Genomic DNA, 20551 nt, shown 5'->3' with positions numbered 1-20551 from the left:
TCAGACGGCGCTCCCCATAATGATGGGGTTAAAGTGCCCCTGGCTGGCCGTCGATCCAGCTGACGATCTGGTGGAGTCCGGTGCTGTTAGAACCTTTAAACAGCACGGTGTCATCAGGCCGCAGCTGTGCAAGCAGCAGCGGCTTAAGCTGTTGCGGATCGTCGAGCAGGGCGATCCTTTTCTCCGGTTTAAGCTGCGCCCAGCAGCCTTGCCAGATCGCGCCGACCAGGCAGATGCCGTCGATGCTGCTGTCGTTAAGCTGCGCCGCCAGCTGGCTGTGGTACCCTTCGCTTTCCGGCCCCAGCTCCTTCATCTCACTCAGCACCGCAATACGCCTGCCGCTGCAGGGCCGCTCGCTGAGCTGCTCCAGCGCGGCCTGCATTGAGCCAGGGTTAGCGTTGTAGGCGTCATCAATCAGTTCAAAGCCGGTGCCGTTGAGGGTCACCCGCTTTTGCTCGCCGCGCCCCGCCAGGGCGGTGAAGCCGGCCAGGCGCGCCAGGGCCGGTTCCAGCGGATAGCCGAGCGCCGAGACCGCCGCCAGCACGGCCAGGCTGTTGAGGGCCATATGCCTGCCGCCGGCCGCCAGCGAATAGCTTAGCGGCTGCCCGCAGACCTCGGCCGTCACGCGCTGCTGCAGCGCATCATAGGCGATCAGCCGGGCGTCGCTGCTCTGATGGCTGCCGTAGTGCAGCACGCTGAGCCCTTTCGCGGTGGCGGCCTGGTGCACCGTTTCCCACTCCAGCATGTCGCGGTTCAGAATGGCGATACCGCCCGGCTGCATGCCGAAGAAGATGGCGCTTTTGGTTAACGCCACGTCGCGAACGGTGCTGTTCTCCCCGAGGTGGGCGGGCTGGATATTGGTGAAAATGGCGATGTCGGGCCGGGCCATGCGTGAACTGACCCCCATCCGCCCGATCGCCATCTCCAGTATGACGTGCGGGGTATCCCGTGGGACGGAGGCCAGGTTCCAGGCCACGCCGCGCGGCAGGTTGGCGTTGTGCGCACTTTTGCTGCTCGCCCCCCAGGCGGACAGGGCGTCCGCCAGCATCGCCACGCAGGTGGTTTTGCCGGCGCTGCCGGTAACGCCCAGCACCTTGCCCCGGATCTGGTCGCGCGCATAGCGGCCCAGGTTGATGATGGCGGTAAACCCCTCGCTGATTTTCAGCAGCGGCAGCCCGCTGTGCAGCAGTGGGGCCGGATCGGTGGTGATCAGGCAGGCGGGGGGCGGCACCAGCCGCAGGGCCGCTCTGGCCGGCATGCCGCTCTCATCCGCCTCGCTGCGGACCACCGCCATATTACCCGGCTGGCAGGCCGGCGCGTAAATCGATAAGCCGCTGGCCGCCCAGCCCGGCGGCGGCGGCGTCACCCACTCACCGCCGGTGGCGGCCTGCACTTCCTCCGCCGTCCAGATCCGATCCTTATCTGCAAACAGGTGTTGCGTTGCTGGGGAAACACGCTTTTCTGCCTCTGCCGCCATAGTTCCTCCGCCACCCGGGTGGCCGATCCTGAGTCCGTGATAGTGTTGACTATTAACGCAAACCGCTGAAAAAACAATTCACCGCGCGGTTTTCAGCGCGGCGACGCGTCCGGCACCGCCGCTTTCCCGCAGCCGCAGCCGCCCCAGTGCTTCTCGCGGGTGGTTTTGCCAATCCCCGGGTTAAAGCTGTTGGTCGGGTCAAGCCGCTGGTAAAACGCCTGCAGCTGCGGCTGGGCTTTGTACAGGTGGCCGACGTTGTGCTCGGCCGGGTACTCCGCGCCGCGTTCGTGCAGCAGCGCCAGCATTTTTTCCTTCAGCGCGTGCACGTCCGCCCCTTTTTTGACGATGTAGTCCTGGTGGAACACGTGACAGAAGAAGTGCCCGTAGTAGAGCCTGTGGCTGATAAATTCGTCAAATTCAGCGGGCAGGGTTTCAAACCAGTCGCGATCGTTGCGGCGCAGCGCGATATCCAGCGCCAGAATATCCTCCACCTCCTCATGATGGACAGCGTGGTAGCGCACCGCCGCCCCGGCCGCCGCGAAGCGGTGCAGGAAGGCGTGGGCACCTTCTTTGCCTTCGCACTCGAAGAAATCGCCCTCTGCGTCGCGGAAAAAGTCCTGCAGGTACGCGCGGGCTTCGGCCACGCCGTCGCCGGACATTTTCAGCATCAGGTGGTGCGGGAAGCGGTCACGGTACGCCTTCATCCGTTTCGGCAGATGGGCGGGCAGCAGGGCGGTCAGCTTCTGCAGCAGGCGATCGCTGAGGTGCGGCTTCACCCCTCTAAACTTTGCCAGCAGCGCGTCGGCGCGGCCTTTCAGCGCGAAGAACAGCGGCATTCTGTCGGTGCCGAGTTTGTCGATCATTACGAAGGTGTCTTTGCCATAGCGCTCGGCGATATCAAAAATATCGCGGTGCATATACTCCCCGGCCACCGGCAGATGGCTGAAGTTCGCCAGTATATGGCGGCGGATCTGGTCGAGCACTGCGGTATCTGAGGTACCGATATAGAACACCTGCTGGTTGGGTTCGCTGACGAAGGTGTCCAGCCGCACCGCAAACAGCGCCAGCTTGCCGGCGCAGCCGGAGGCCTCATACAGGCGGCGGGCGTCGGCGTTAAAGCGCGACGGGGTGTCGGCTTCCACGTCGCGCACCCGTTCGGCGTAGTCGGGGTCGGAGGCGTGGCGCGGGTCCTGCCGCACGTCAGACGGCTGCCAGGTGTCGTCGTCCAGCCGGGTAAGGATCTGCTCGGGGCTGCTGCCGAGATCGATACCGAGGTGATTGACCAGCTGTAGCTTGCCGTCGGCGTTGATCTGCGCGTAGAGCGCCAGCTCGGTATAGGCCGGGCCGCGCCTGATCAGCGAGCCGCCGGAGTTATTACAGACGCCGCCGAGCACCGAGGCACCGATGCAGGAGGAGCCGATCACCGAGTGCGGCTCGCGCCCCAGCGGCTTCAGCGCCTTCTCCAGCTGATAGAGGGTGCTGCCGGGAAACGCCAGCACCTGTTTGCCCTCGTCCAGCAGGCGGATTTTGTCCATGCGCAGGGTGCTGATAATCACGATCTGGCGTGGATAGTCGCTGCCGTTCGGCGTCGAACCTTCGGTCAGGCCGGTATTGGCCGCCTGCATCAGGATAATCACGTCGGCGGCCACGCAGGCCTGCAGCACGCGCCACTGCTCCAGCAGCGAGCCGGGGAATACCACCGCCAGCGCGTCGCCCTCTCCCGAGCGGAAGCCTTTGCGGTAGCGCTCGGTCTGCGCCGGTTCGCTCAGCAGATGGGGGCGGCCGACGATGCGGCTCAGTTCAGCAATCAGGGCTTTTCCTGCAGGGGAGGGCGTGTGCATCGGCGGTCCTTTTCAGTGGTGGCTCCGCTGGCCGGGCGCTCGGCACCGTCAGGGAAAGGGGTTTCATACAACATTCATAGTGCGCCAACTAGCTGCTATCCTCAAGGTATGACACACTGAATCAACTTGTTACCCTGGGCCATCAACAGTTAACCCTTCTGGTCACCTGAGAGATAATCATCTGATGAAATGGATTTATGCGGCCAGCTTTGCTGCCACCCTCGCCCTGCAGCCTGCGCTGGCTGAAACCACTGCCAGCGCCCGGCCGCTGACCCCGGAAGCCCGCGACGCTTACGTCACCGGCCTGCTGAAGAAAATGACCCTTGATGAGAAGATCGGCCAGCTGCGCCTGATCAGCGTCGGGCCGGAGACGCCGAAAGAGGCCATTCGCGAGATGATCCAGCACGGCCAGGTGGGGGCAATTTTCAATACCGTGACCCGGCACGATATTCGTCAGATGCAGGATCAGGTGATGGAACTCAGCCGCCTGAAGATCCCGCTGTTCTTTGCCTATGACGTGATCCACGGGCAGCGCACCCAGTTCCCGATCCCACTGGCGCTGGCCGCCAGCTGGGACACCGACGCGGTGGCGGAGGTTGGCCGCATTTCAGCGTATGAAGCCGCCGACGACGGCCTGAATATGACCTGGGCACCGATGGTCGACGTCACCCGCGAACCGCGCTGGGGGCGTGGATCGGAGGGCTTTGGCGAAGATACTTACCTGACCTCTGAGATGGGCCGGGTGCTGGTGAAGGCGATGCAGGGCAACAGCCCGGCGGATCGCTACTCGATCATGACCAGCGTCAAGCACTTCGCCGCCTACGGCGCGGTGGAAGGCGGGCGCGACTACAACACGGTGGATATGAGCCCGCAGCGGCTGTTCCAGGACTATCTGCCGCCGTATAAAGCGGCGCTGGACGCCGGCAGCGGCGGGGTGATGGTCGCGCTGAATTCGCTGAACGGCGTGCCGGCCAGCGCCGACAGCTGGCTGCTGAAGGACGTGCTGCGCGACCAGTGGGGCTTTAAGGGCATCACCATCAGCGATCACGGCGCGATCAAAGAGCTGATCAAACACGGCGTAGCCAGCGACCCGGAAGACGCGGTGCGGGTGGCGATCAAGTCCGGCGTGAACATGAGCATGAGCGACGAGTACTACAGCAAGTATCTGCCGGGGCTGGTGAAGCGCGGAGCGGTCACCGAAGCGGAAATCGACGACGCGGCGCGCCACGTGCTCAACGTCAAATACGATATGGGGCTGTTTAACGACGCTTACAGCCACCTCGGCCCGGCCAAAGATGACCCGGCCGACACCAACGCCGAAAGCCGCCTGCACCGGGCTGAGGCCCGTGACGTGGCGCGCAAAAGCCAGGTGCTGCTGAAGAACCGCCTCGACACGCTGCCGCTGAAAAACAGCGGCACCATCGCGCTGATCGGCCCGCTGGCCGACAGCCAGATCGATATGATGGGCAGCTGGTCGGCGGCCGGGGTGGCGAAACAGTCGGTTACGCTGCTGCAGGGGATGAAAAACGCCACCGCCGGCAAAGCGACCCTGCTGTATGCCAAAGGTGCTAACGTCACCGATAACAAAGGCGTGCAGGATTTCCTTAACCTGTACGAGCAGGCGGTCAGCGTTGACGCCGGCACGCCGCAGCAGCTGCTGGACGAAGCCGTAGAAACGGCGAAAAAAGCCGACGTGGTGGTGCTGGCGGTCGGTGAGGCGCGCGGTATGGCGCACGAAGCGTCCAGCCGCAGCGATCTGACCCTGCCGGAGAGCCAGCGTAAGCTGATTTCGGCCGTCAAAGCCACCGGCAAACCGCTGGTGCTGGTGCTGATGAACGGCCGCGCGCTGGCGCTGGTCAGGGAGAGCCAGCAGGCCGACGCGCTGCTGGAGAGCTGGTACAGCGGCACCGAGGGCGGTAACGCCATCGCCGACGTGCTGTTCGGTGACTACAATCCGTCCGGCAAGCTGCCGATGTCCTTCCCGCGTTCGGTCGGCCAGCTGCCGATCTACTACAACCATCTGAACACCGGGCGTCCGTACAACTTCGAGCAGCCGAACAAATACACCTCGCACTACTACGATGAGGCCAACGGCCCGCTTTATCCGTTTGGTTACGGCCTGAGCTACACCACCTTTACCGTTTCCCCGGTGACGCTGTCTGCCACCACGCTGCCGCGTGACGGCAAAATCGACGCTAGCGTGACGGTGACCAACAGCGGCAGGCGCGACGGTGCCACCGTGGTGCAGCTCTATCTGCACGACCAGGTCGCCAGCATCAGCCGTCCGGTGAAAGAGCTGAAGAGCTTCAGACGGATCATGCTGAAGGCCGGCGAGTCGCAGACGGTGACCTTCCCGATCGACGTCAACGCGCTTAAGTTCTGGAATGCCCGCATGCAGCAGGTGGCGGAACCGGGCAAATTTGACGTGATGATCGGGCTGGATTCGGTGCGTACGCAGAATGCAGAGTTCACTTATCAGTAAGGAACCGGGGTAAGGCGACGGAGATGCTGAACTTCAGAGACCGCATTCAGCAGCAGGTGTTTCGCGTTAACGGCCTGTCGCTGAACGAGTTTGACCTGTCGCAGCCGCCGGGCGATCCGGGTCTTTACGGCCCGGACAGCGCGGTCTGGCAGGTGCACGGCGATTTTCCCTCAATGCTGTGCGGCGGTATCGCCGCGCTGCTGTTGCAGATGCAGCACCCGCTGGCGCTGGCCGGCGTGTGGGACCACTCAACCTTCCGCGAAGATATGCTCGGGCGGCTGCGGCGCACCAGCCAGTTTATTGCCGTCACCACCTTTGGTAACCGGGCCGATGCGCAGACGCTGATCGAACGCGTGAAGCGGATCCACCTGCACATCACCGGCACCGACGCCGACGGCGTGCCTTACGCCGCCAGCGATCCGGCGCTGCTGACCTGGGTGCACGTGGCGGAAACCTGCTGCTTCCTCGCCGCCCATCTGCGCTACAGGAATCCCCACCTCAGCCTGGCCGACCAGGATCGCTATTACGCGGAAGCGGCGCTGGTCGCCGTAGCGCTGGGCGCGCGGCAGGTGCCGTCCAGCGTGGCGGAGGTGGCGGCCTACCTGCAGCGGATGCGCCCGCAGCTGCGCTGTGACGCGCGCACCCGCGAGGTGCTGGCGCTGCTGATGAACGCGCCGGCCCCCTCGTGGCAGGCGCGGCCGGCGATGAAGGCGATCCTGCTGGCCGGTACCGAACTGCTGCCTGAGTGGGCGCAGCAGGGGTTTTCGCTGCGTTTCAGCCCGCTGCGGCGGCGGGTGATCCGCGGCCGCATCCGGCTGATTGCCGCACTGCTGCGCTGGGCGGTACGTCGTGGCGCGTACCAGAGGGCAATGGCGCGAATGGGGCGCTGAGGCTATTTTGAGACTTTTACCCTTGTTCTGAGCAGGCATAACGCGCGATTCTGCCCTATTCTCCGGGAAGACCCCGTACACTTATCATTGAGGCGTTATGACACAGCCCATCACCCTTGCTGAGGTCAGCAATCAGCAGCAGACGCTGATCGCCATCGTTGAGCAGGATGCGCGGACGGCCTACTTCTACATCTGGCCGGCTGAAGCATTTCGTAGCCAGTTTGCCGTGCGCGGCTGCTGGCTGCGCAACCTGCTGCCGGCCCCGGCGGAGGAAGATCTTGCCGCGATGCAGCAGGGCATTGCGCCGCTGCTCGGCGCCGAATACTGCCGCACCCTGCAGGCGGAGCCGATGCTCGACCCGGCCGCGCTGCAGGTGGTGTGGGAGCCGGGCGACGACGGCGCGGCGCTGTGGTATCAGGGCCAGCTGCTGGCGGTGATCCCTGGCTGGAGCCTGTATCAGCAGGAGCAGGTGAGTTTCTCCGCCGGCTGCATCAGGCCGAACCGCCTGACCGCGCCGCTGGGTTCGGCCTCCACCAATCCTAATTACGCCAGCGCGCAACAGCATCGCCAGTTCTGGCGGGACTGGCAGGACGGCCAGCCGTGGGAGGCATTGCAGCAGGAGATGTTGCAGTGTTACGAGGCGCAGTTTGGCGAATCGTTAAAATATTACGCCATCGATCGCGGCAGCTGGCCACCGATGGCTATTTCGCAGCACTATCATCAGGGCAGCTGGGTGTTTCTGACGCTGGGAATGGGCATCCGGCCAATGCCGTGGGTGGATTATCTCTATCAGGAACTGGCCCCGCAGCACCGGCGCACCGAGCTGGCGCTGGCCATTGATGCCGAGGTGATGACCGAAGATAACGCGGTGCAGATGGCCAGCGGGCTGGCCAGCATCGCCCACCTGCCGTGGTCGCAGCTGAGCTGGCTGGGGGAGGGGCATACGGTGAGTTCGACGCAGGCACCGGTGGGCTTTGAAGGCTTTATCCTCTCATCGGTTCTCGGGCGTGACGTCGGGCAATTTACGCTGCCGAAACGCGAAGGGGACAAGGTCAATCTGCTGTGGGCCGCGCCGATTACCCGCCAGGAGCAGACGTTTGCCACCGCGACGGAGAGCGGCGGAGATGAGCTGGTGGCGCGGCTGCTGCAGTACGGCGTCGGGCACGTGTTCCGCGCCCGCCAGCAGGTGGTGGAAACGGAAGAGTAGGGCGGAGCCTCTGGCTGCGGGATCGGCGCATGGCGGTGGCCACCGCACGAATTTATGCGCAGGGATCGGCGTGACTATGCAAGAATAGCGCCGATTAGCCACGAGGAGTTCGCATGTCCGCAATTGAAGTGATCCTGGTCGATCGCCACGATCGCCCAACCGGTAAAATGGAGAAGCTGGAGGCCCATGAGAAGGGGCTGTTGCACCGTGCCATCACCGTCTATGTCTTTAACTCCCGCCATCAGCTGCTGTTGCAGCAGCGCGCCAGCGGCAAGTATCACTGTGGGGGATTGTGGAGTAACTCCACCTGTGGTCACCCGTACCCCGGGGAGCCGACGCAGCACGCGGCGGAGCGCCGTCTGCAGGAAGAGATGGGCCTGACGCTGACGCTGCAACCGGTATTTGAGCTGAGCTACAATCTGCCGTTATCCAACGGCCTGATTGAGCATGAGTACGGGCACGTGTTCTTTGCGCTGAGTGACCAGACACCGCAGGCTAATCCGCTGGAGGCCGACGGCTGGCGCTACGCCTCGCTGCCCGAGCTGGCGACAGAAATTGAACGCTTCCCGCAGCGCTTTACCCCGTGGTTTCTGCACACCTTTGCCCGTATTCCGGCTGAGTTCAGCCGTTTTCTCGCTGGCCGCTAGCCACGCGTGCTCAATCCGATCCTGCGATCGGCGCCGAGGTGTTCACTTCCTGCGGTAGGCGGGGGGCGGTTACGTCGGCCGCAGCCGACGACGGCGGACGATCAGGAGTAGAGGATCAGCGTATAGCCGGTCAGCATCACGCCACCAATCCCACCGAGTGCCATCAGCACAAACATCGTTACCACGCCAATTTTTTGCCAGTTCATTATGTAACCTGTTGAGTCCGGGGAGGGCGAATTATACCCCCTTCACCGGACAGAATTAAGCCGTAACGGCGATTTTATTGCGCCGTGCCGGCTGGTTTAGCAAAAAACAGCGTTACCCGCGCCACTTCCACGCCGAATTTTTTCATCGAAGTGACGTTCATCAGATGGCGGGCGTCCTGCTGGTAGATCCAGTCGTCGAAGTTCAGCTGGTAGCTGCTGCCGTCGGTTTTCACCGTCATGGCGTAGCGCCAGTTGAAGGCGTTGCCGCTGGCCCGTCCGCTGGCTACGCCGATAATATCGCCGGCGGTGCCGCGGTAGCTGCCGTCTGCCAGCCGGTGGATCTGCCAGACGCGGGTCTGCTTCTCACCGTCGTCATAGACGAAACGTTCATCCAGCGTCAGCGTGTCGCCGAGCACTTTGCCCTGAATGGTCACCTCGAAGCGGCGTATCTGCTTGCCGCGCCAGTCCTGCACCATACCCCAGGCGCGGGACTCACCGTTAAACCAGGCAAAAATATCGATTTTCGGCTCGGCGGCCTGATAGGACTCCAGCGCGGTGCCGCAGCCGGACAGCAGCAGGCACAGGGTTAACAACAGCGATCGCCACATTATTGATCTCCGGTAAGTTGCTGACGCAGGTCAGGGTACTGGGTTTTTTCCGACAGCCAGATGGCGAGGAAAGCGTCGCGGAACGCCGCGTCGAAGCGCGGCTCCAGCGGTTCGATCGGCGTGCGGGTGCCGGCCGGCTGCCAGAAGAACTGTCCGCCGCGCTCGTCCGCCTGGAACGCCAGCCGATCGCCGTTGCTGACGTCCGGCCACAGCGTGCTCAGCTGCTGCAGCCAGCGCTGGCGCTGCGGGGCGCTGCCAATCTGCTGCGCCTGCCACTGCTCCTGGGTTGCCTCCAGCAGCGACTGACGGGTGATATCGCGACGGTAGGTGATCACCAGCGCCAGCGGCCAGCGCTGCGGCTGCCAGCGTCCGTCGGGCGTCAGCAGCTGCGAGTCGTACAGAGTAAACGGCCCCCAGCTCAGCGTGGCCCGCCCGACGTTATGCCAGCGCAGCCAGTCGCTGGCCAGCAGCGGCGGTGTACAGAACAGCAACAGCAGGCACAGCATGGTTTTCATCGCAACCTCCGCAGCGCATTTTGGTCGTTACAGATTCAGATTCTGCCAGCAGACTTCAGGCTTCGGGCTTCGGGCTTTGGGCTTCAGGCTCTAGGCTCCAGGCTCCAGGCTTCAGGCTTCGGGCTTCAGGCTTCCGGCTTCCGGCTTCCGGCTTCCGGCTTCAGCCTTCAGGTACCCGGTATCAGCTTTCGGCTGGCGGGCAGCAGCAGCGCCCAGCCGACGGCAAGCAGAGTAAACACCTGCCAGCCCGGCTGGTGCAGCTGCATGGCGCCAAGACGCTCGCCAAGGTAGTAAGAGAACGGGCCGCTCAGCGCGCCGAGCCCCATCAGCCACGGCCATGTCAGCCGGTAGCGCTGCAGAAACAGCGGCCACCAGCAGGCAAAGGCCAGCCAGAGCGCCAGCATCCAGCCCGGGAACGTGGCGCTGCTGTTAAAGCTGAACAGCCCGCACCGCAGCCACAGGGCGTCCATCGCCACCCCAAGGGCGGCCAGCAGCAGCAGCGGTAACCTGCGCGCCGGCGGGCTGCACAGCCAGGCCAGCAGCGCCAGCAGCAGCAGGGGGATAGTCGCCGCATCGCGCAGGCTCACCGCCAGCGTCCAGAACAGGTTGAACGCCAGGGTCAGGCCCGCAAAGCGGCGGCCGCTCATGGCCGCTGCAGGGTCAGTTGTACGGTGCCGATGGTGCGCGCGTGAAAACCGGCTTCGCAGTAGCAGAGGTAGAACAGCCACATGCGGCGGAAGCGTTCATCAAACTGCCCCTGCGCCAGCTGCGGCCAGGCGCTGTCGAAACGCTGCCGCCACTGCTGCAGGGTGCGCGCATAGTCAGCGCCGATCTCCAGCCGGTCGGTGAGTACAAAGTCGCTGACCTCGTTAACCGTTTTTTGCAGCAGGCTGATGGCCGGCAGAAAGCCGCCGGGGAAAATATAGCGCTGGATAAAGTCCACCCCGCGGCTGTAGCTGGTCAGCCGCTCTTCGCTGATGGTGATCGCCTGCAGCGCCAGCCGGCCACCTGGCTTCAGCAGCTGCTGGCAGCGGCGGATAAACAGCGGGATATAGGCTTTGCCCACCGCCTCAATCATCTCAATCGAGACGATTTTGTCGAACTGCCCGCTGAGGTGACGGTAATCTTCGCACAGCACGGTGACCCGGTCGCTGAGCCCGGCGGCGGCAATACGCTGGCAGCACCAGGCATACTGTTCGCGCGAGATGGTGGTGGTGGTCACCCGGCAGCCATACTCGCGGGCGGCGAACTCCGCCATCGCCCCCCAGCCGCTGCCGATCTCCAGCAGGTGATCCTGCGGGCCTAGCGCCAGCTGGTCGCACAGCCGGCGCATTTTCGCCTGCTGTGCCTGCTCCAGCGTCATCTCCGGCTGCGGGTACCAGCCGCTGGAGTAGAGCATGGCATCATCGAGAAAGGCGCGGTAGAAATCGTTGCCGAGATCGTAGTGGGCGGCGATATTGCGCTGCGCCTGGCGCACGCTGTTGCGCCGCAGGGCGTGCAGCAGCTGGTTCAGCGGCGTGCTCAGCCAGCTGAAGCGGGACTCCAGCCGGTCGGTGACCGCCATATTTTGCGCCAGCGTCTGGATCACCGCGGTAAGATCCGGCGTGTGCCAGTCGCCGTCCATCCAGCTTTCAGCCGCCGCAATGCTGCCGCCAAGCAGCACGCGGCGATACACTCTGGAGCGGCTCACCACCACTTCCGCCTGCAGCGCCGCCTGTGGGTCGCCAAAGAACTGCCTGCCGAGCAGCGGGTCGTGCAGCAGCAGGCCCGCGCCCTCAATATGCTGCAGCAGGGAAAAAAGGATCCGTCGCGAGGCGGAAAAACGTTTGCCGCCTTTTGCGCGGCGCGTCAGGCTTACGTCGGTGCCAGGCATGTTTTATTTCTCCGGCTTGTGATGGTCATAGACCGGCGCACCCTTGCGCCATAATTTCCACGCCTGCCAGTAAATGGCCAGCGCGGTGCGAACGGTCATCAGCGGAAATCGCCAGAGAAAATGGCGCAGGTTAGGGCGGGTAAGCGGCTGGCTGCGCAGGTGCAGCGTGGCGTCAAACTCGCGACCTTCACGGTGATTTTCAATATGTACGGTCAGCGACCTGCCCGGCGGCGAGAGCCGCCAGTGATACACCATCTCCAGCGGGTTAAACGGCGAGACGTGAAACGCTTTTTCGGTGGTTTCACTGCCGTCCGGCTTAACCGCGTAAGTATGGCGCTCGTTCCACGGCGTGTTTCTCACCTCCGCCAGCATCCAGCGCAGTTCACCCGCCTCATCATAAAGGTAGTAGAAATTGACCGGATTGAATGAACAGCCGAAATAGCGCAGCTGGGTCAGCAGCAGCACCCGGCCGCTGAGCCGTTCGCCGGTCAGCTCCGCGATGCGCGTCTGCGCCCGCTGTTTGATGTCGCCGCCGCCGAGGTAATCGTCGGCGCAGAAGCTGGCGGCGTTGAAACGACGGCGGCCGATGCCTGCCTTATGCAGCAGCGGCAGCTCATCCAGATCGATCAGCGGCATAAAGATGCGGTAGCTGAACCGGTGATCGACCGGGGTAAAGCGGCGATGGCGCACGTGGCCGCTGTAGAGCAGGCTGTTCACAGCAGGCCCCGCTGTTCCATACCGGCCACAACGTCCAGCGCGCTGCGCACCCCGTCTTCGTGAAAGCCGTTGTAGCTCCAGGCACCGCAGAACCAGCTGCGGTTATCGCCGTTGAGCTGCAGCCGCTGCTGCTGCGCCAGCGGGCTGCGCAGGCCAAACTGCGGATGGTGATAGCTGAAGCGGTGCAGAACTTTATCCGGATCGATGGTCTCGCTCGGGTTAAGCGTGACGCAGAAGGTGTGCGGTGCGCGGATCCCCTGCAGGATGTTCATGTTGTAGGTGACGCTGGCGCCGAGCAGTTCGTCGCCGCCGTCGCTGTCGTTCAGCCGGTAATTCCAGCTGGCCCAGGCGGCACGGGCGGTCGGCAGCAGCCGGGTGTCGGTGTGCAGCACCACCTCATTGGCGCGATAAGGGATGCTGCTGAGCATATCGCTCTCCGCTTCGCTGGCGTCCGCCAGCAACTGCAGCGTCTGATCGCTGTGGCAGGCGAAAATCACCTGGTCGTAGCGCTGGCTGCCGCGTGAGCTCTCCAGGGTGACGCCGTGCGCATCGCGGGTAACGCGAGTCACCGGCGTGTTGAGAAACACCTGGGTCTGTTCGCCAAGCCGCGGCATCAGGCGGCGAATATACTCGCGCGAGCCGCCGGGCACCACAAACCACTGCGGGCGATGAGTGACGTCCAGCAGCCCGTGGTGGTTGAAAAAGTGCAGAAACTGCGCCAGCGGCATCCGCCGCATCTCGGCCAGCGAGGTGGACCAGATCGCGGCGCCCATCGGCAGGATATAGTGGCGGGCGAAAAAATCGCTGAAGCGGTGCTGACGCAGAAATTCATCGAGGATGCTGCGATCGGTGCTGCGCGTCAGCCACTTTTTAGCACAGCGGTTAAAGCGCAGGATTTCGCTGAGAAAGTGCCAGAAGCCGGGTTTCAGCAGGTTGCTGCGCTGGGCAAACAGCGTGCTCAGCGTATGGCCGTTGTACTCCAGCCCGCTGCGGTTGTTGCGTACCGAAAAACTCATCTCGGTGGGCTGGCTGTTGATGCCTAACTCATCGAGCAGCGCCAGAAAGCGCGGGTAGGTACGGTCGTTATAGACGATAAATCCGGTGTCGATCGCCCACTGCTGCCCGTCCAGCTCGACGTCAACGGTGGCGGTATGCCCGCCGGGGCGCGGCCCGGCCTCGTACAGGTCAACCCCGGCGCGCGACGCCAGTTTCCAGGCGCAGCTCAGCCCGGCAATGCCACTTCCTATGATTGCTATCCTCAAGATGACCTCGTCATGCGCTGGGTAAGGCGGCGTTGCAGGCGCTGTGGCAGCCGGGAGGTCACCTGCAGAATAAACGCAAACAGCCGCGGAAAAGCGATTTCAGCCCGTCCGCGGGCGAGGCCGCGGCGGATGTACTTTGATGCCCGGCTGACGGTAATCATCATCGGCATCGCGAAATCATTGCGACGGGTCAGCGGGGTATCAACAAACCCCGGCAGCACCAGGCTGATGCCAATCTGCCGCCACTGCAGATCCTGCGCGAGGCTGCGGGCAAAATAGGCCAGCGCGGCCTTAGAGGCTCCGTACGCTTCCGCACGCGGCAGCGGGACCAGACCGGCGGTCGAGCCGACCAGCGCCACCCGGCTGCCGGCGGCCATCTGTGGCAGCAGCACCTCAAGGCAGTTGACCGGGCCGATAAAGTTGGTCTGCATCACCCGCTGGACTTTGGCCGCTTCCACCACGCCGTTGTCGAGGTACTCGCAGCTGCCCGCGCAGAGGATCACCAGCTCCGCCGTGCGGCCCTCTAACGCCGCCTGGGTATCGGCCAGATCGGTCATATCAAACAGGCACAGATCGATGCCCGGATGGCGGGCGGTCAGTGTCGCCAGCCGCTGCGCGTCGCGCCCGCAGGCGGTGACCTGCCAGCCGTCGGCAGCGTAGTCCAGCGCCAGCTGGTGGCCAATGCCGGAGCTGGCCCCGGTAATCAGTACCCGTTTCATGGTCGTAACCGCCGCTTAATCAGCCCGGTTACCGTCCCCAGTAGCGGCAGCCTGTCGTACAGCATCGCGCCCAGGTCGTAGTAATCCTGCTGGAAGTGAATTTTGTCATCGGTAAACTTCAGGTAGCTGCTGCCCTCCAGCTGCTGCGCGGCACCGCGCTGCAGGGCGGGATGGGCAAAGTCCATCCGCCACAGCAGCAGTGCGTCATCGTCAAACTGACGGGCTAAGGTGACGTCAAACCGGCAGTAGCGCAGGTTTTTCAGCAGGCTGGCGAAGTAGTGTTCCAACTGCGGCAGACCCTGGTGTGTGCCCACCGGATCGCGCAGGCAAATCTCAGGATGATAAATCTCTGCCAGCTCTGACAGAGGGCGAGCGTCCAGCGACCGGTAAAAACTCACCAGCCGATCGAGTGTGGCCTGCTGCAACTGCGACATGGTTCACCCCTTACTCTCCGTGCCAGGCGATAAGGAACCCCTGTTCCTGCCACCAGGTCAACTGCTCCTGCTGACGCTTGGTTAACGGTTTACCGGTATAAACGAAAATCTGCTGGCCGGGGAACAGCTCCGGCCGCGGCGAATCCAGCGGTTCAGCCAGCACGTCGATGCGCCAGCCCTGTTGCGACAGCCGCCAGGCTTCCAGCCACAGGCGGGTACGATCCTCGTTACCCCAGCCGATCAGCAGCGCGTTATTGCCGGCGCGCTTGCGCGACCCGGCAAGGCAGAAGGTGACGTAGTCAATCAGCGCGCCGTCCAGCAGGCTGCACAGCGCACGTGCGGTGTTTTGATCGAGGTTCAGCCGCTGGCGGATCGGCACGTAGACCCGATCGATCATCTCAGCTGCCGGGTTCTCACGGCCGGTGGCGGCGATTTTTGCCCGCAGTTTTGCCGGCCGGACGGTGCGCAGAACGGTCAGGATCTCCTCCTGCAGCGCCCCCCATCCATCATCAAGGCTGATATTTTCGCCATCGAGCAGTGCCTTAACCTTACCGACCGGTACGCCGCTGCCGATCCAGCGCTTGATCTCTTCAATGCGCTGAATGTCGTCTTCATCAAACTGACGGTGGCCGCCTTCCGTGCGTTGAGGTTTAAGCAGGCCATAGCGACGCTGCCAGGCGCGCAGCGTAACCGGATTGATGCCGCAGCGTTCGGCAACGTCGCCGATGCTGAATAAGGTCATGGATTACCTCTTGAAGCTTAAAGAACAGTGAACAACCTAACCAATTATAGCAGTCTGTACAATAAATTTATTGGTGTACAACTTGTAAAGAATCTGAAAAACGCCTTAGACGGTCTTTCGCCACGCGATATACACGATAATTCACGCACCTGTACCGGCTCTCCTGCGGCGGCCGTGCGGGCCAGTGCGTCAGCCTGCGGCGCTACGCTGTTGAGCAGAAAAGAGTATACCCACCGGCGTTTTGCAGGCTGTATACCGGTGCACTCTGCCGGTCCACGGCGGTCATCTTTTGCGGCGTGCTGCAGGAATCGTTTTTCAGGGCTGACGCGGTGGCGATACTGTGTAAAAATACAGCCCTGTTTCATCAATAGTGGTTGTTATGGCGTTAACTGCCGCGTTAAAAACGCAAATCGCCGGGTGGTACAAAGCCCTGCAACAGCAAGTCCCTGATTTTATCCCCCGTGCACCGCAGCGGCAGATGATTGCCGAAGTGGCAAAAACGCTCTCCGGGGAGGAGGGGCGGCACCTGGCGATCGAAGCGCCGACCGGGGTGGGTAAAACCCTCTCTTACCTGATCCCCGGCATCGCCGTTAGCCGCGCGGAAGAGAAACCGCTGGTGGTCAGCACCGCCAACGTGGCGCTGCAGGATCAGATCTACAGCAAGGATCTGCCGCTGCTGAAGAAGATTATCCCCGATCTGCGCTTCACCGCGGCCTTTGGCCGTGGCCGCTATGTCTGTCCGCGCAACCTGTCGGCGCTCTCCACCGACGAGCAGCAGCAGGGCGATCTGCTGCTGTTTCTCGACGACGAGATGACCGCCAGCAAGGCCGAGCGCGCCGTCTGCAGCGAGCTGCAGAAATCGCTCGATCGCCATCAGTGGGACGGCCTGCGCGACCACTGCGCGGAGAACATTGAAGACTCGCTGTGGCAGCGGCTGAGCACCGATAAGGCCAACTGTCTCGGCAGCAACTGCCACTGGTTCCGCGAATGCCCGTTTTACGTGGCGCGGCGAGAAATTGAGGATGCCGACGTGGTGGTCGCCAACCACGCGCTGGTGATGGCGGCGCTGGAGACCGAGTCGGTGCTGCCGCCGCCGAAAAACCTGCTGCTGGTGCTCGACGAAGGCCACCACCTGCCGGAGGTGGCGCGCGACGCGCTGGAGATGAGCGGCGAAATCACCCCCGGCTGGAATACCCTGCAGCTCGACCTGTTCTGCCGGCTGGTGGAGCAGTGCATGGCGCAGTTCCGCCCGAAACGACCGCCGCCGCTGGCCAGCCCGGAACGGCTGAAGGGCCACTGCGAAGAGGTCCGCGAGCAGCTGCAGATGCTGTCGCAGATCCTCGGCCTGTGGCTGCCGCCGGAGGGCCAGGAGGGCGAACACCGCTTTGAGATGGGGCTGCTGCCGGAAGAGGTGCTGACCATCTGCGCACGGCTGTTTAAGCTGACCGACGCGCTGCGCGGGCTGGCGGAAGGTCTGATGAACGATCTCAGCGAAAAGAGCGGCCAGTATGACGTGGTGCGCCTGCACCGCACGCTGCTGCAAATCAACCGCGCGCTGGGCTGGTTTGAGGCCGGCAGCAAGCTGTGGCGGCTGGCCTCGCTGGAACAGGCCTCCGGCGCGCCGGTGTCGAAATGGGTGACGCGCGAGGTGCGCGACGGCGCGGCGCATCTGCTGTTCCACTGCGCCGGCATCCGCGTCAGCGAACAGCTGGAAAAACTGCTGTGGCGTAAAATTCCCCACGTGGTGGTCACCTCGGCAACGCTGCGTTCGCTGAACAGCTTCCAGCGGCTGCAGGAGATGTCCGGGCTCAGCGAACGGGCGGACGACCGCTTTGTGGCGCTGGACTCGCCGTTTAACCATCGCGATCAGGGCAAGCTGGTGATCCCTGAGATGCGCTTCGAACCGCAGCTGGCCAACGAGGTGCAGCACCTGGCCGAAATGGCGCACTTTTTCCGCGACCAGATTAAACAGGGCGCGCACAAAGGCATTCTGGTGCTGTTTGCCAGCGGCCGGGCGATGCAGCAGTTTATCGCCTACCTGCCGGAGCTGCGGCTGACCATGCTGGTGCAGGGCGATAAACCCCGACCTTTGCTGGTTGCGCTGCACCGCAGGCGGGTCGAAGAGGGGGAGACCAGCATTCTGGTCGGGCTGCAGTCCTTCGCCGAGGGGCTGGACCTGAAAGGCGATCTGCTCTCTCAGGTGCATATCCATAAAATTGCCTTTCCCCCGGTGGACAGTCCGGTTATTTTGACCGAAGGTGAATGGCTGAAGAGCCTGAAGCGCTATCCGTTTGAGGTGCAGAGCCTGCCGAGCGCGTCGTTTAATCTGATCCAGCAGGTCGGGCGGCTGATCCGCAGCCACCAGTGCTTTGGCGAGATCGTGATTTACGACCGCCGGCTGCTGAGCAAAAGCTACGGCGCGCGCCTGCTGGGGGCGCTGCCGGTGTTTCCTATCGAGCAGCCGCCGATGCCGGCGGGAGAGCTGCCGAAAGCCGTGATCCCCGCGCCGAAGAAGCGCGCCGCGCCGTACCGCCGGCGATAATCGTAACCCTGAGTGAGCCGATGCATGGAATATAACAAGATTATTAAAGAGGTCGGGCGCGGCAAGAACCATGCGCGTGACATTGACGCAGAAAGCGCTGCCGGACTGTACCGCCGGATGCTGGCCGGTGAAGTGCCGGAGCTGGAGCTGGGGGCGATCCTGATCGCCCTGCGCATCAAAGGCGAGGGCGAGGAGGAGATGCTCGGCTTCTACCGCGCGATGCAGGAGCAGATGCCGCGCCTGACGCCGCCGGCGCACCTGCCGATGCCGGTGGTGATCCCCAGCTATAACGGCGCGCGCCGCCAGGGCAACCTGACCCCACTGCTGGCGCTGCTGCTGCAGGCGCTCGGCTTCCCGGTGCTGGTCCACGGCGTCAGTAACGACGCCACCCGCGTGACCAGCGAGGCGGTGTTCCGTGAGCTGGGCATCGCCTCCCTGAGCACCCCCGAACAGGTGCAGCAGCGGCTGGACGACGGCCAGCTGGCGTTTATCACCATCGATCATCTGTGCCCGCCGGTGGCACGCCAGCTGGACCTGCGCTGGCGGATGGGGGTGCGTAACAGCGCCCATACGCTGGCCAAGCTGGCCACGCCGTTCGCCGAGGACGCCGCGCTGCGCCTCGCCAGCGTTTCCCACCCGGAATATATTCCGCGGGTGGGCAAGTTTTTCAGCGCGGTGGGCGGGCGCGGGCTGCTGCTGAACGGCAGCGAAGGGGAAGTCTACGCCAGCCCGCAGCGCTGCCCGTCGGTCAGCCTGATCCACGGCGAGCAGCCGGAACAGCTGCTGTCGCGCCAGGAGGAGGTGACGCTGGCGGCAGGCGAACTGCCGGCGGCGAAGGATGCGGCGACCACCGCGGCGTGGATTACGCGCTGCCTGCAGCGCGAGGTGCCGGTGCCGCAGTCGCTGCGCCTGCAGGTCGCCTGCTGCTATCTGGCGACCGGCCGGGCGGTGGATCTCGACGGCGCGCTGGGGCAGATTGCCAGCGCCGGATATTGATACCGCAGAGGCTGCGCTAGCGCTGGCCGATCGAGGTCAGCCAGAGGTTGCGCCACATCTGCTGGCCTGCCGGGAGCAGTGGCGTTATTGACGGCCCGGCGCAGGACTGCTCACCGGGTGTGGCACGCTCAGCCGATCGGCAGCAGCCGCTCAACCAGCGTGCTCCACAGGCGGATGCCGGGGCCAATCAGCTCGTCATTAAAGTCATAATGCGCGTTGTGTAGCGGGCGGGACGGGGTGGCACCGTCGGCACCCAGCCAGAAGTAGGCGCCGGGGCAGACGTCGAGCATACAGGCAAAATCTTCTGACGCCATCGACGGGCTGACGTTCCAGTGCACCTGCTCCGCCGGCAGCAGCGCCAGCGCGCAGTCGCGCACCCGGCCGGCTTCCACCGCGTTGTTGTGGGTGACCGGGTAGTCTCCCTGGTACACGATGCTGCCCTCGACGCCCAGCGGCGCGGTCAGGGTGGTGACAAACTCGTTGACCATCTGCTTCACCCTCGCCCGCACGTCCGCCTGCAGGCAGCGGATGGTGCCGCGCAGCACCACGATATCCGGTATGACGTTGATCGCCTCACCGCCGTGGATCTGGGTAATGCTCACCACCGCCGAGGCCAGCGGCGACAGGCGGCGGGCGGGAATGGTCTGCAGGGCGAGGATCAGCTGCGCGGCGGCGACGATCGGGTCGGCACCGTTCTCCGGCATCGCCGCATGGGTGCTGCGGCCGCGCAGGGTAATTTCAAACGAGTCCAGCGACGCCATCATCGCGCCGTCGTTAACCGCCACATGGCCGGCGGGCAGCCCCGGCCAGTTATGCATACCGTAGATCGCGTCCATCGGGAACAGCGTAAACAGCCCCTCTTCGACCATTTTCCGCGCGCCGCCGAGGTTCTCTTCGGCGGGCTGGAAGACGAAGTGTACCGTGCCGCTGAAGTTTCGCGTCCGGCTCAGGTGGGTTGCCGCTGCCAGCAGCATCGCGGTGTGGCCGTCGTGGCCGCAGGCGTGCATCACGCCGGCACGGGTCGAGCGGTGTGGCGGGTGGCTCAGTTCGGCGATCGGCAGGGCGTCCATATCGGCGCGCAGGCCGATGGTCGGCCCCGGGCCGTTTTCCAGCGTGCCGACCACGCCGGTGCCCGCCAGCCCGCGATGCACCTGCAGCCCGGCGGCGGCCAGCTGTTCTGCAACCAGCTGCGCGGTCTGGTGCTCCTGATAACCCAGTTCCGGGTGCGCATGCAGCGCACGGCGCCAGGCGGTGGCTTCGGCGATCAGCGAAACGGAAATTGCCATTGATTACTCTCCTGTAGGGACTCAACCACCCGCTCTGTGGGCAGCAGCTAAGGTAGCATAAAACGCGGCGGGAAACGGGTAAAGCGGGGCAGGGGCGGCAGAAAAAG

General features: G+C 63.9%; 19 protein-coding genes. 6 read left to right on the top strand and 13 right to left on the bottom strand.

Going from position 1 to position 20551, the window contains the following annotated elements:
- Positions 1-28: 28 nt before the first annotated feature.
- Positions 29-1477 (bottom strand): UDP-N-acetylmuramoyl-tripeptide--D-alanyl-D-alanine ligase, encoded by a 1449-nt coding sequence (murF, locus tag ASF13_RS13635; protein WP_056237064.1) that lies wholly within the window; start codon positions 1475-1477, stop codon positions 29-31.
- Between the two features lie 92 nt (positions 1478-1569).
- The gene (gene dld / locus ASF13_RS13630) at positions 1570-3318 is read right to left on the bottom strand and encodes a D-lactate dehydrogenase (protein WP_056237062.1); all 1749 of its coding nucleotides are present in this window, start codon (positions 3316-3318) and stop codon (positions 1570-1572) included.
- A gap of 184 nt (positions 3319-3502) precedes the next feature.
- Between dld and bglX the strand changes: the two genes are divergently transcribed.
- The 4 genes from bglX (at position 3503) to idi (ending at position 8544) form a co-directional block, all read left to right on the top strand.
- Positions 3503-5800, top strand: coding sequence for a beta-glucosidase BglX (bglX, locus tag ASF13_RS13625; RefSeq protein ID WP_056237060.1), 2298 nt, complete (start codon positions 3503-3505; stop codon positions 5798-5800).
- A gap of 23 nt (positions 5801-5823) precedes the next feature.
- On the top strand, positions 5824-6690 hold the full coding sequence (locus tag ASF13_RS13620) for an oxygenase MpaB family protein (protein WP_056237059.1): 867 nt from the start codon (positions 5824-5826) through the stop codon (positions 6688-6690).
- A 97-nt stretch (positions 6691-6787) separates the two neighbouring features.
- Entirely contained in the window at positions 6788-7897 is a 1110-nt protein-coding gene (locus tag ASF13_RS13615) for a suppressor of fused domain protein (RefSeq protein WP_056237057.1), read from the top strand.
- A gap of 113 nt (positions 7898-8010) precedes the next feature.
- Positions 8011-8544, top strand: coding sequence for an isopentenyl-diphosphate Delta-isomerase (gene idi, locus ASF13_RS13610; RefSeq protein ID WP_056237055.1), 534 nt, complete (start codon positions 8011-8013; stop codon positions 8542-8544).
- 101 nt (positions 8545-8645) lie between these two features.
- On the opposite strand, the gene ASF13_RS23600 is transcribed toward idi, so the two are convergent.
- The 10 genes from ASF13_RS23600 to ASF13_RS13565 all read right to left on the bottom strand — a co-directional run bounded on the left by ASF13_RS23600 (position 8646) and on the right by ASF13_RS13565 (position 15620).
- Positions 8646-8750: a protein YohO gene (locus ASF13_RS23600; RefSeq protein WP_072166379.1), complete on the bottom strand. Its 105-nt coding sequence runs from the start codon at positions 8748-8750 to the stop codon at positions 8646-8648.
- Positions 8751-8824: 74 nt separating this feature from the next.
- Positions 8825-9358 (bottom strand): DUF3833 domain-containing protein, encoded by a 534-nt coding sequence (locus ASF13_RS13605; RefSeq protein WP_056237053.1) that lies wholly within the window; start codon positions 9356-9358, stop codon positions 8825-8827.
- Complete coding sequence (locus tag ASF13_RS13600; RefSeq protein ID WP_056237051.1) at positions 9358-9873, bottom strand: chalcone isomerase family protein; 516 nt, start codon at positions 9871-9873, stop codon at positions 9358-9360. The genes ASF13_RS13605 and ASF13_RS13600 overlap by 1 nt, the downstream gene beginning before the upstream one ends.
- A gap of 167 nt (positions 9874-10040) precedes the next feature.
- Entirely contained in the window at positions 10041-10520 is a 480-nt protein-coding gene (locus tag ASF13_RS13595; protein ID WP_056237049.1) for a DUF2878 domain-containing protein, read from the bottom strand.
- Entirely contained in the window at positions 10517-11746 is a 1230-nt protein-coding gene (locus ASF13_RS13590; RefSeq protein WP_056237047.1) for a cyclopropane-fatty-acyl-phospholipid synthase family protein, read from the bottom strand. Before ASF13_RS13590 ends, ASF13_RS13595 begins: the two co-directional genes overlap by 4 nt.
- A 3-nt stretch (positions 11747-11749) precedes the next feature.
- Positions 11750-12463 (bottom strand): DUF1365 domain-containing protein, encoded by a 714-nt coding sequence (locus ASF13_RS13585; RefSeq protein WP_056237046.1) that lies wholly within the window; start codon positions 12461-12463, stop codon positions 11750-11752.
- Positions 12460-13725, bottom strand: a complete 1266-nt coding sequence (locus ASF13_RS13580; RefSeq protein WP_056237044.1) for an NAD(P)/FAD-dependent oxidoreductase — start codon at positions 13723-13725, stop codon at positions 12460-12462. The genes ASF13_RS13585 and ASF13_RS13580 overlap by 4 nt, the downstream gene beginning before the upstream one ends.
- A complete protein-coding gene (locus ASF13_RS13575) occupies positions 13722-14444 on the bottom strand; it encodes an SDR family NAD(P)-dependent oxidoreductase (RefSeq protein ID WP_056237043.1) in 723 nt (240 codons plus the stop codon). The genes ASF13_RS13580 and ASF13_RS13575 overlap by 4 nt, the downstream gene beginning before the upstream one ends.
- Positions 14441-14878 carry a nuclear transport factor 2 family protein gene (locus tag ASF13_RS13570; protein ID WP_056237041.1) on the bottom strand — a complete coding sequence of 146 codons (438 nt, stop codon included), beginning with the start codon at positions 14876-14878 and terminating at the stop codon, positions 14441-14443. The genes ASF13_RS13575 and ASF13_RS13570 overlap by 4 nt, the downstream gene beginning before the upstream one ends.
- Positions 14879-14888: 10 nt before the next feature.
- Complete coding sequence (locus ASF13_RS13565) at positions 14889-15620, bottom strand: MerR family transcriptional regulator (RefSeq protein WP_056237039.1); 732 nt, start codon at positions 15618-15620, stop codon at positions 14889-14891.
- Between the two features lie 379 nt (positions 15621-15999).
- Here ASF13_RS13565 and dinG point away from each other — a divergent pair, with 379 nt between their 5' ends.
- Positions 16000-18162, top strand: a complete 2163-nt coding sequence (dinG, locus tag ASF13_RS13560; RefSeq protein ID WP_056237037.1) for an ATP-dependent DNA helicase DinG — start codon at positions 16000-16002, stop codon at positions 18160-18162.
- A gap of 24 nt (positions 18163-18186) precedes the next feature.
- Positions 18187-19158, top strand: coding sequence for a DNA-binding protein YbiB (gene ybiB / locus ASF13_RS13555; RefSeq protein WP_056237035.1), 972 nt, complete (start codon positions 18187-18189; stop codon positions 19156-19158).
- Positions 19159-19286: 128 nt separating this feature from the next.
- On the opposite strand, the gene ASF13_RS13550 is transcribed toward ybiB, so the two are convergent.
- The gene (locus ASF13_RS13550; RefSeq protein ID WP_056237033.1) at positions 19287-20444 is read right to left on the bottom strand and encodes a M20 aminoacylase family protein; all 1158 of its coding nucleotides are present in this window, start codon (positions 20442-20444) and stop codon (positions 19287-19289) included.
- Positions 20445-20551 lie beyond the last annotated feature (107 nt).

The organism is Erwinia sp. Leaf53 (assembly GCF_001422605.1).
Classification (GTDB): Bacteria; Pseudomonadota; Gammaproteobacteria; order Enterobacterales; family Enterobacteriaceae; genus Erwinia.
The sequence above is the reverse complement of the archived record's forward strand: the minus strand, read 5'-3'. Positions and strand labels throughout refer to the sequence as shown.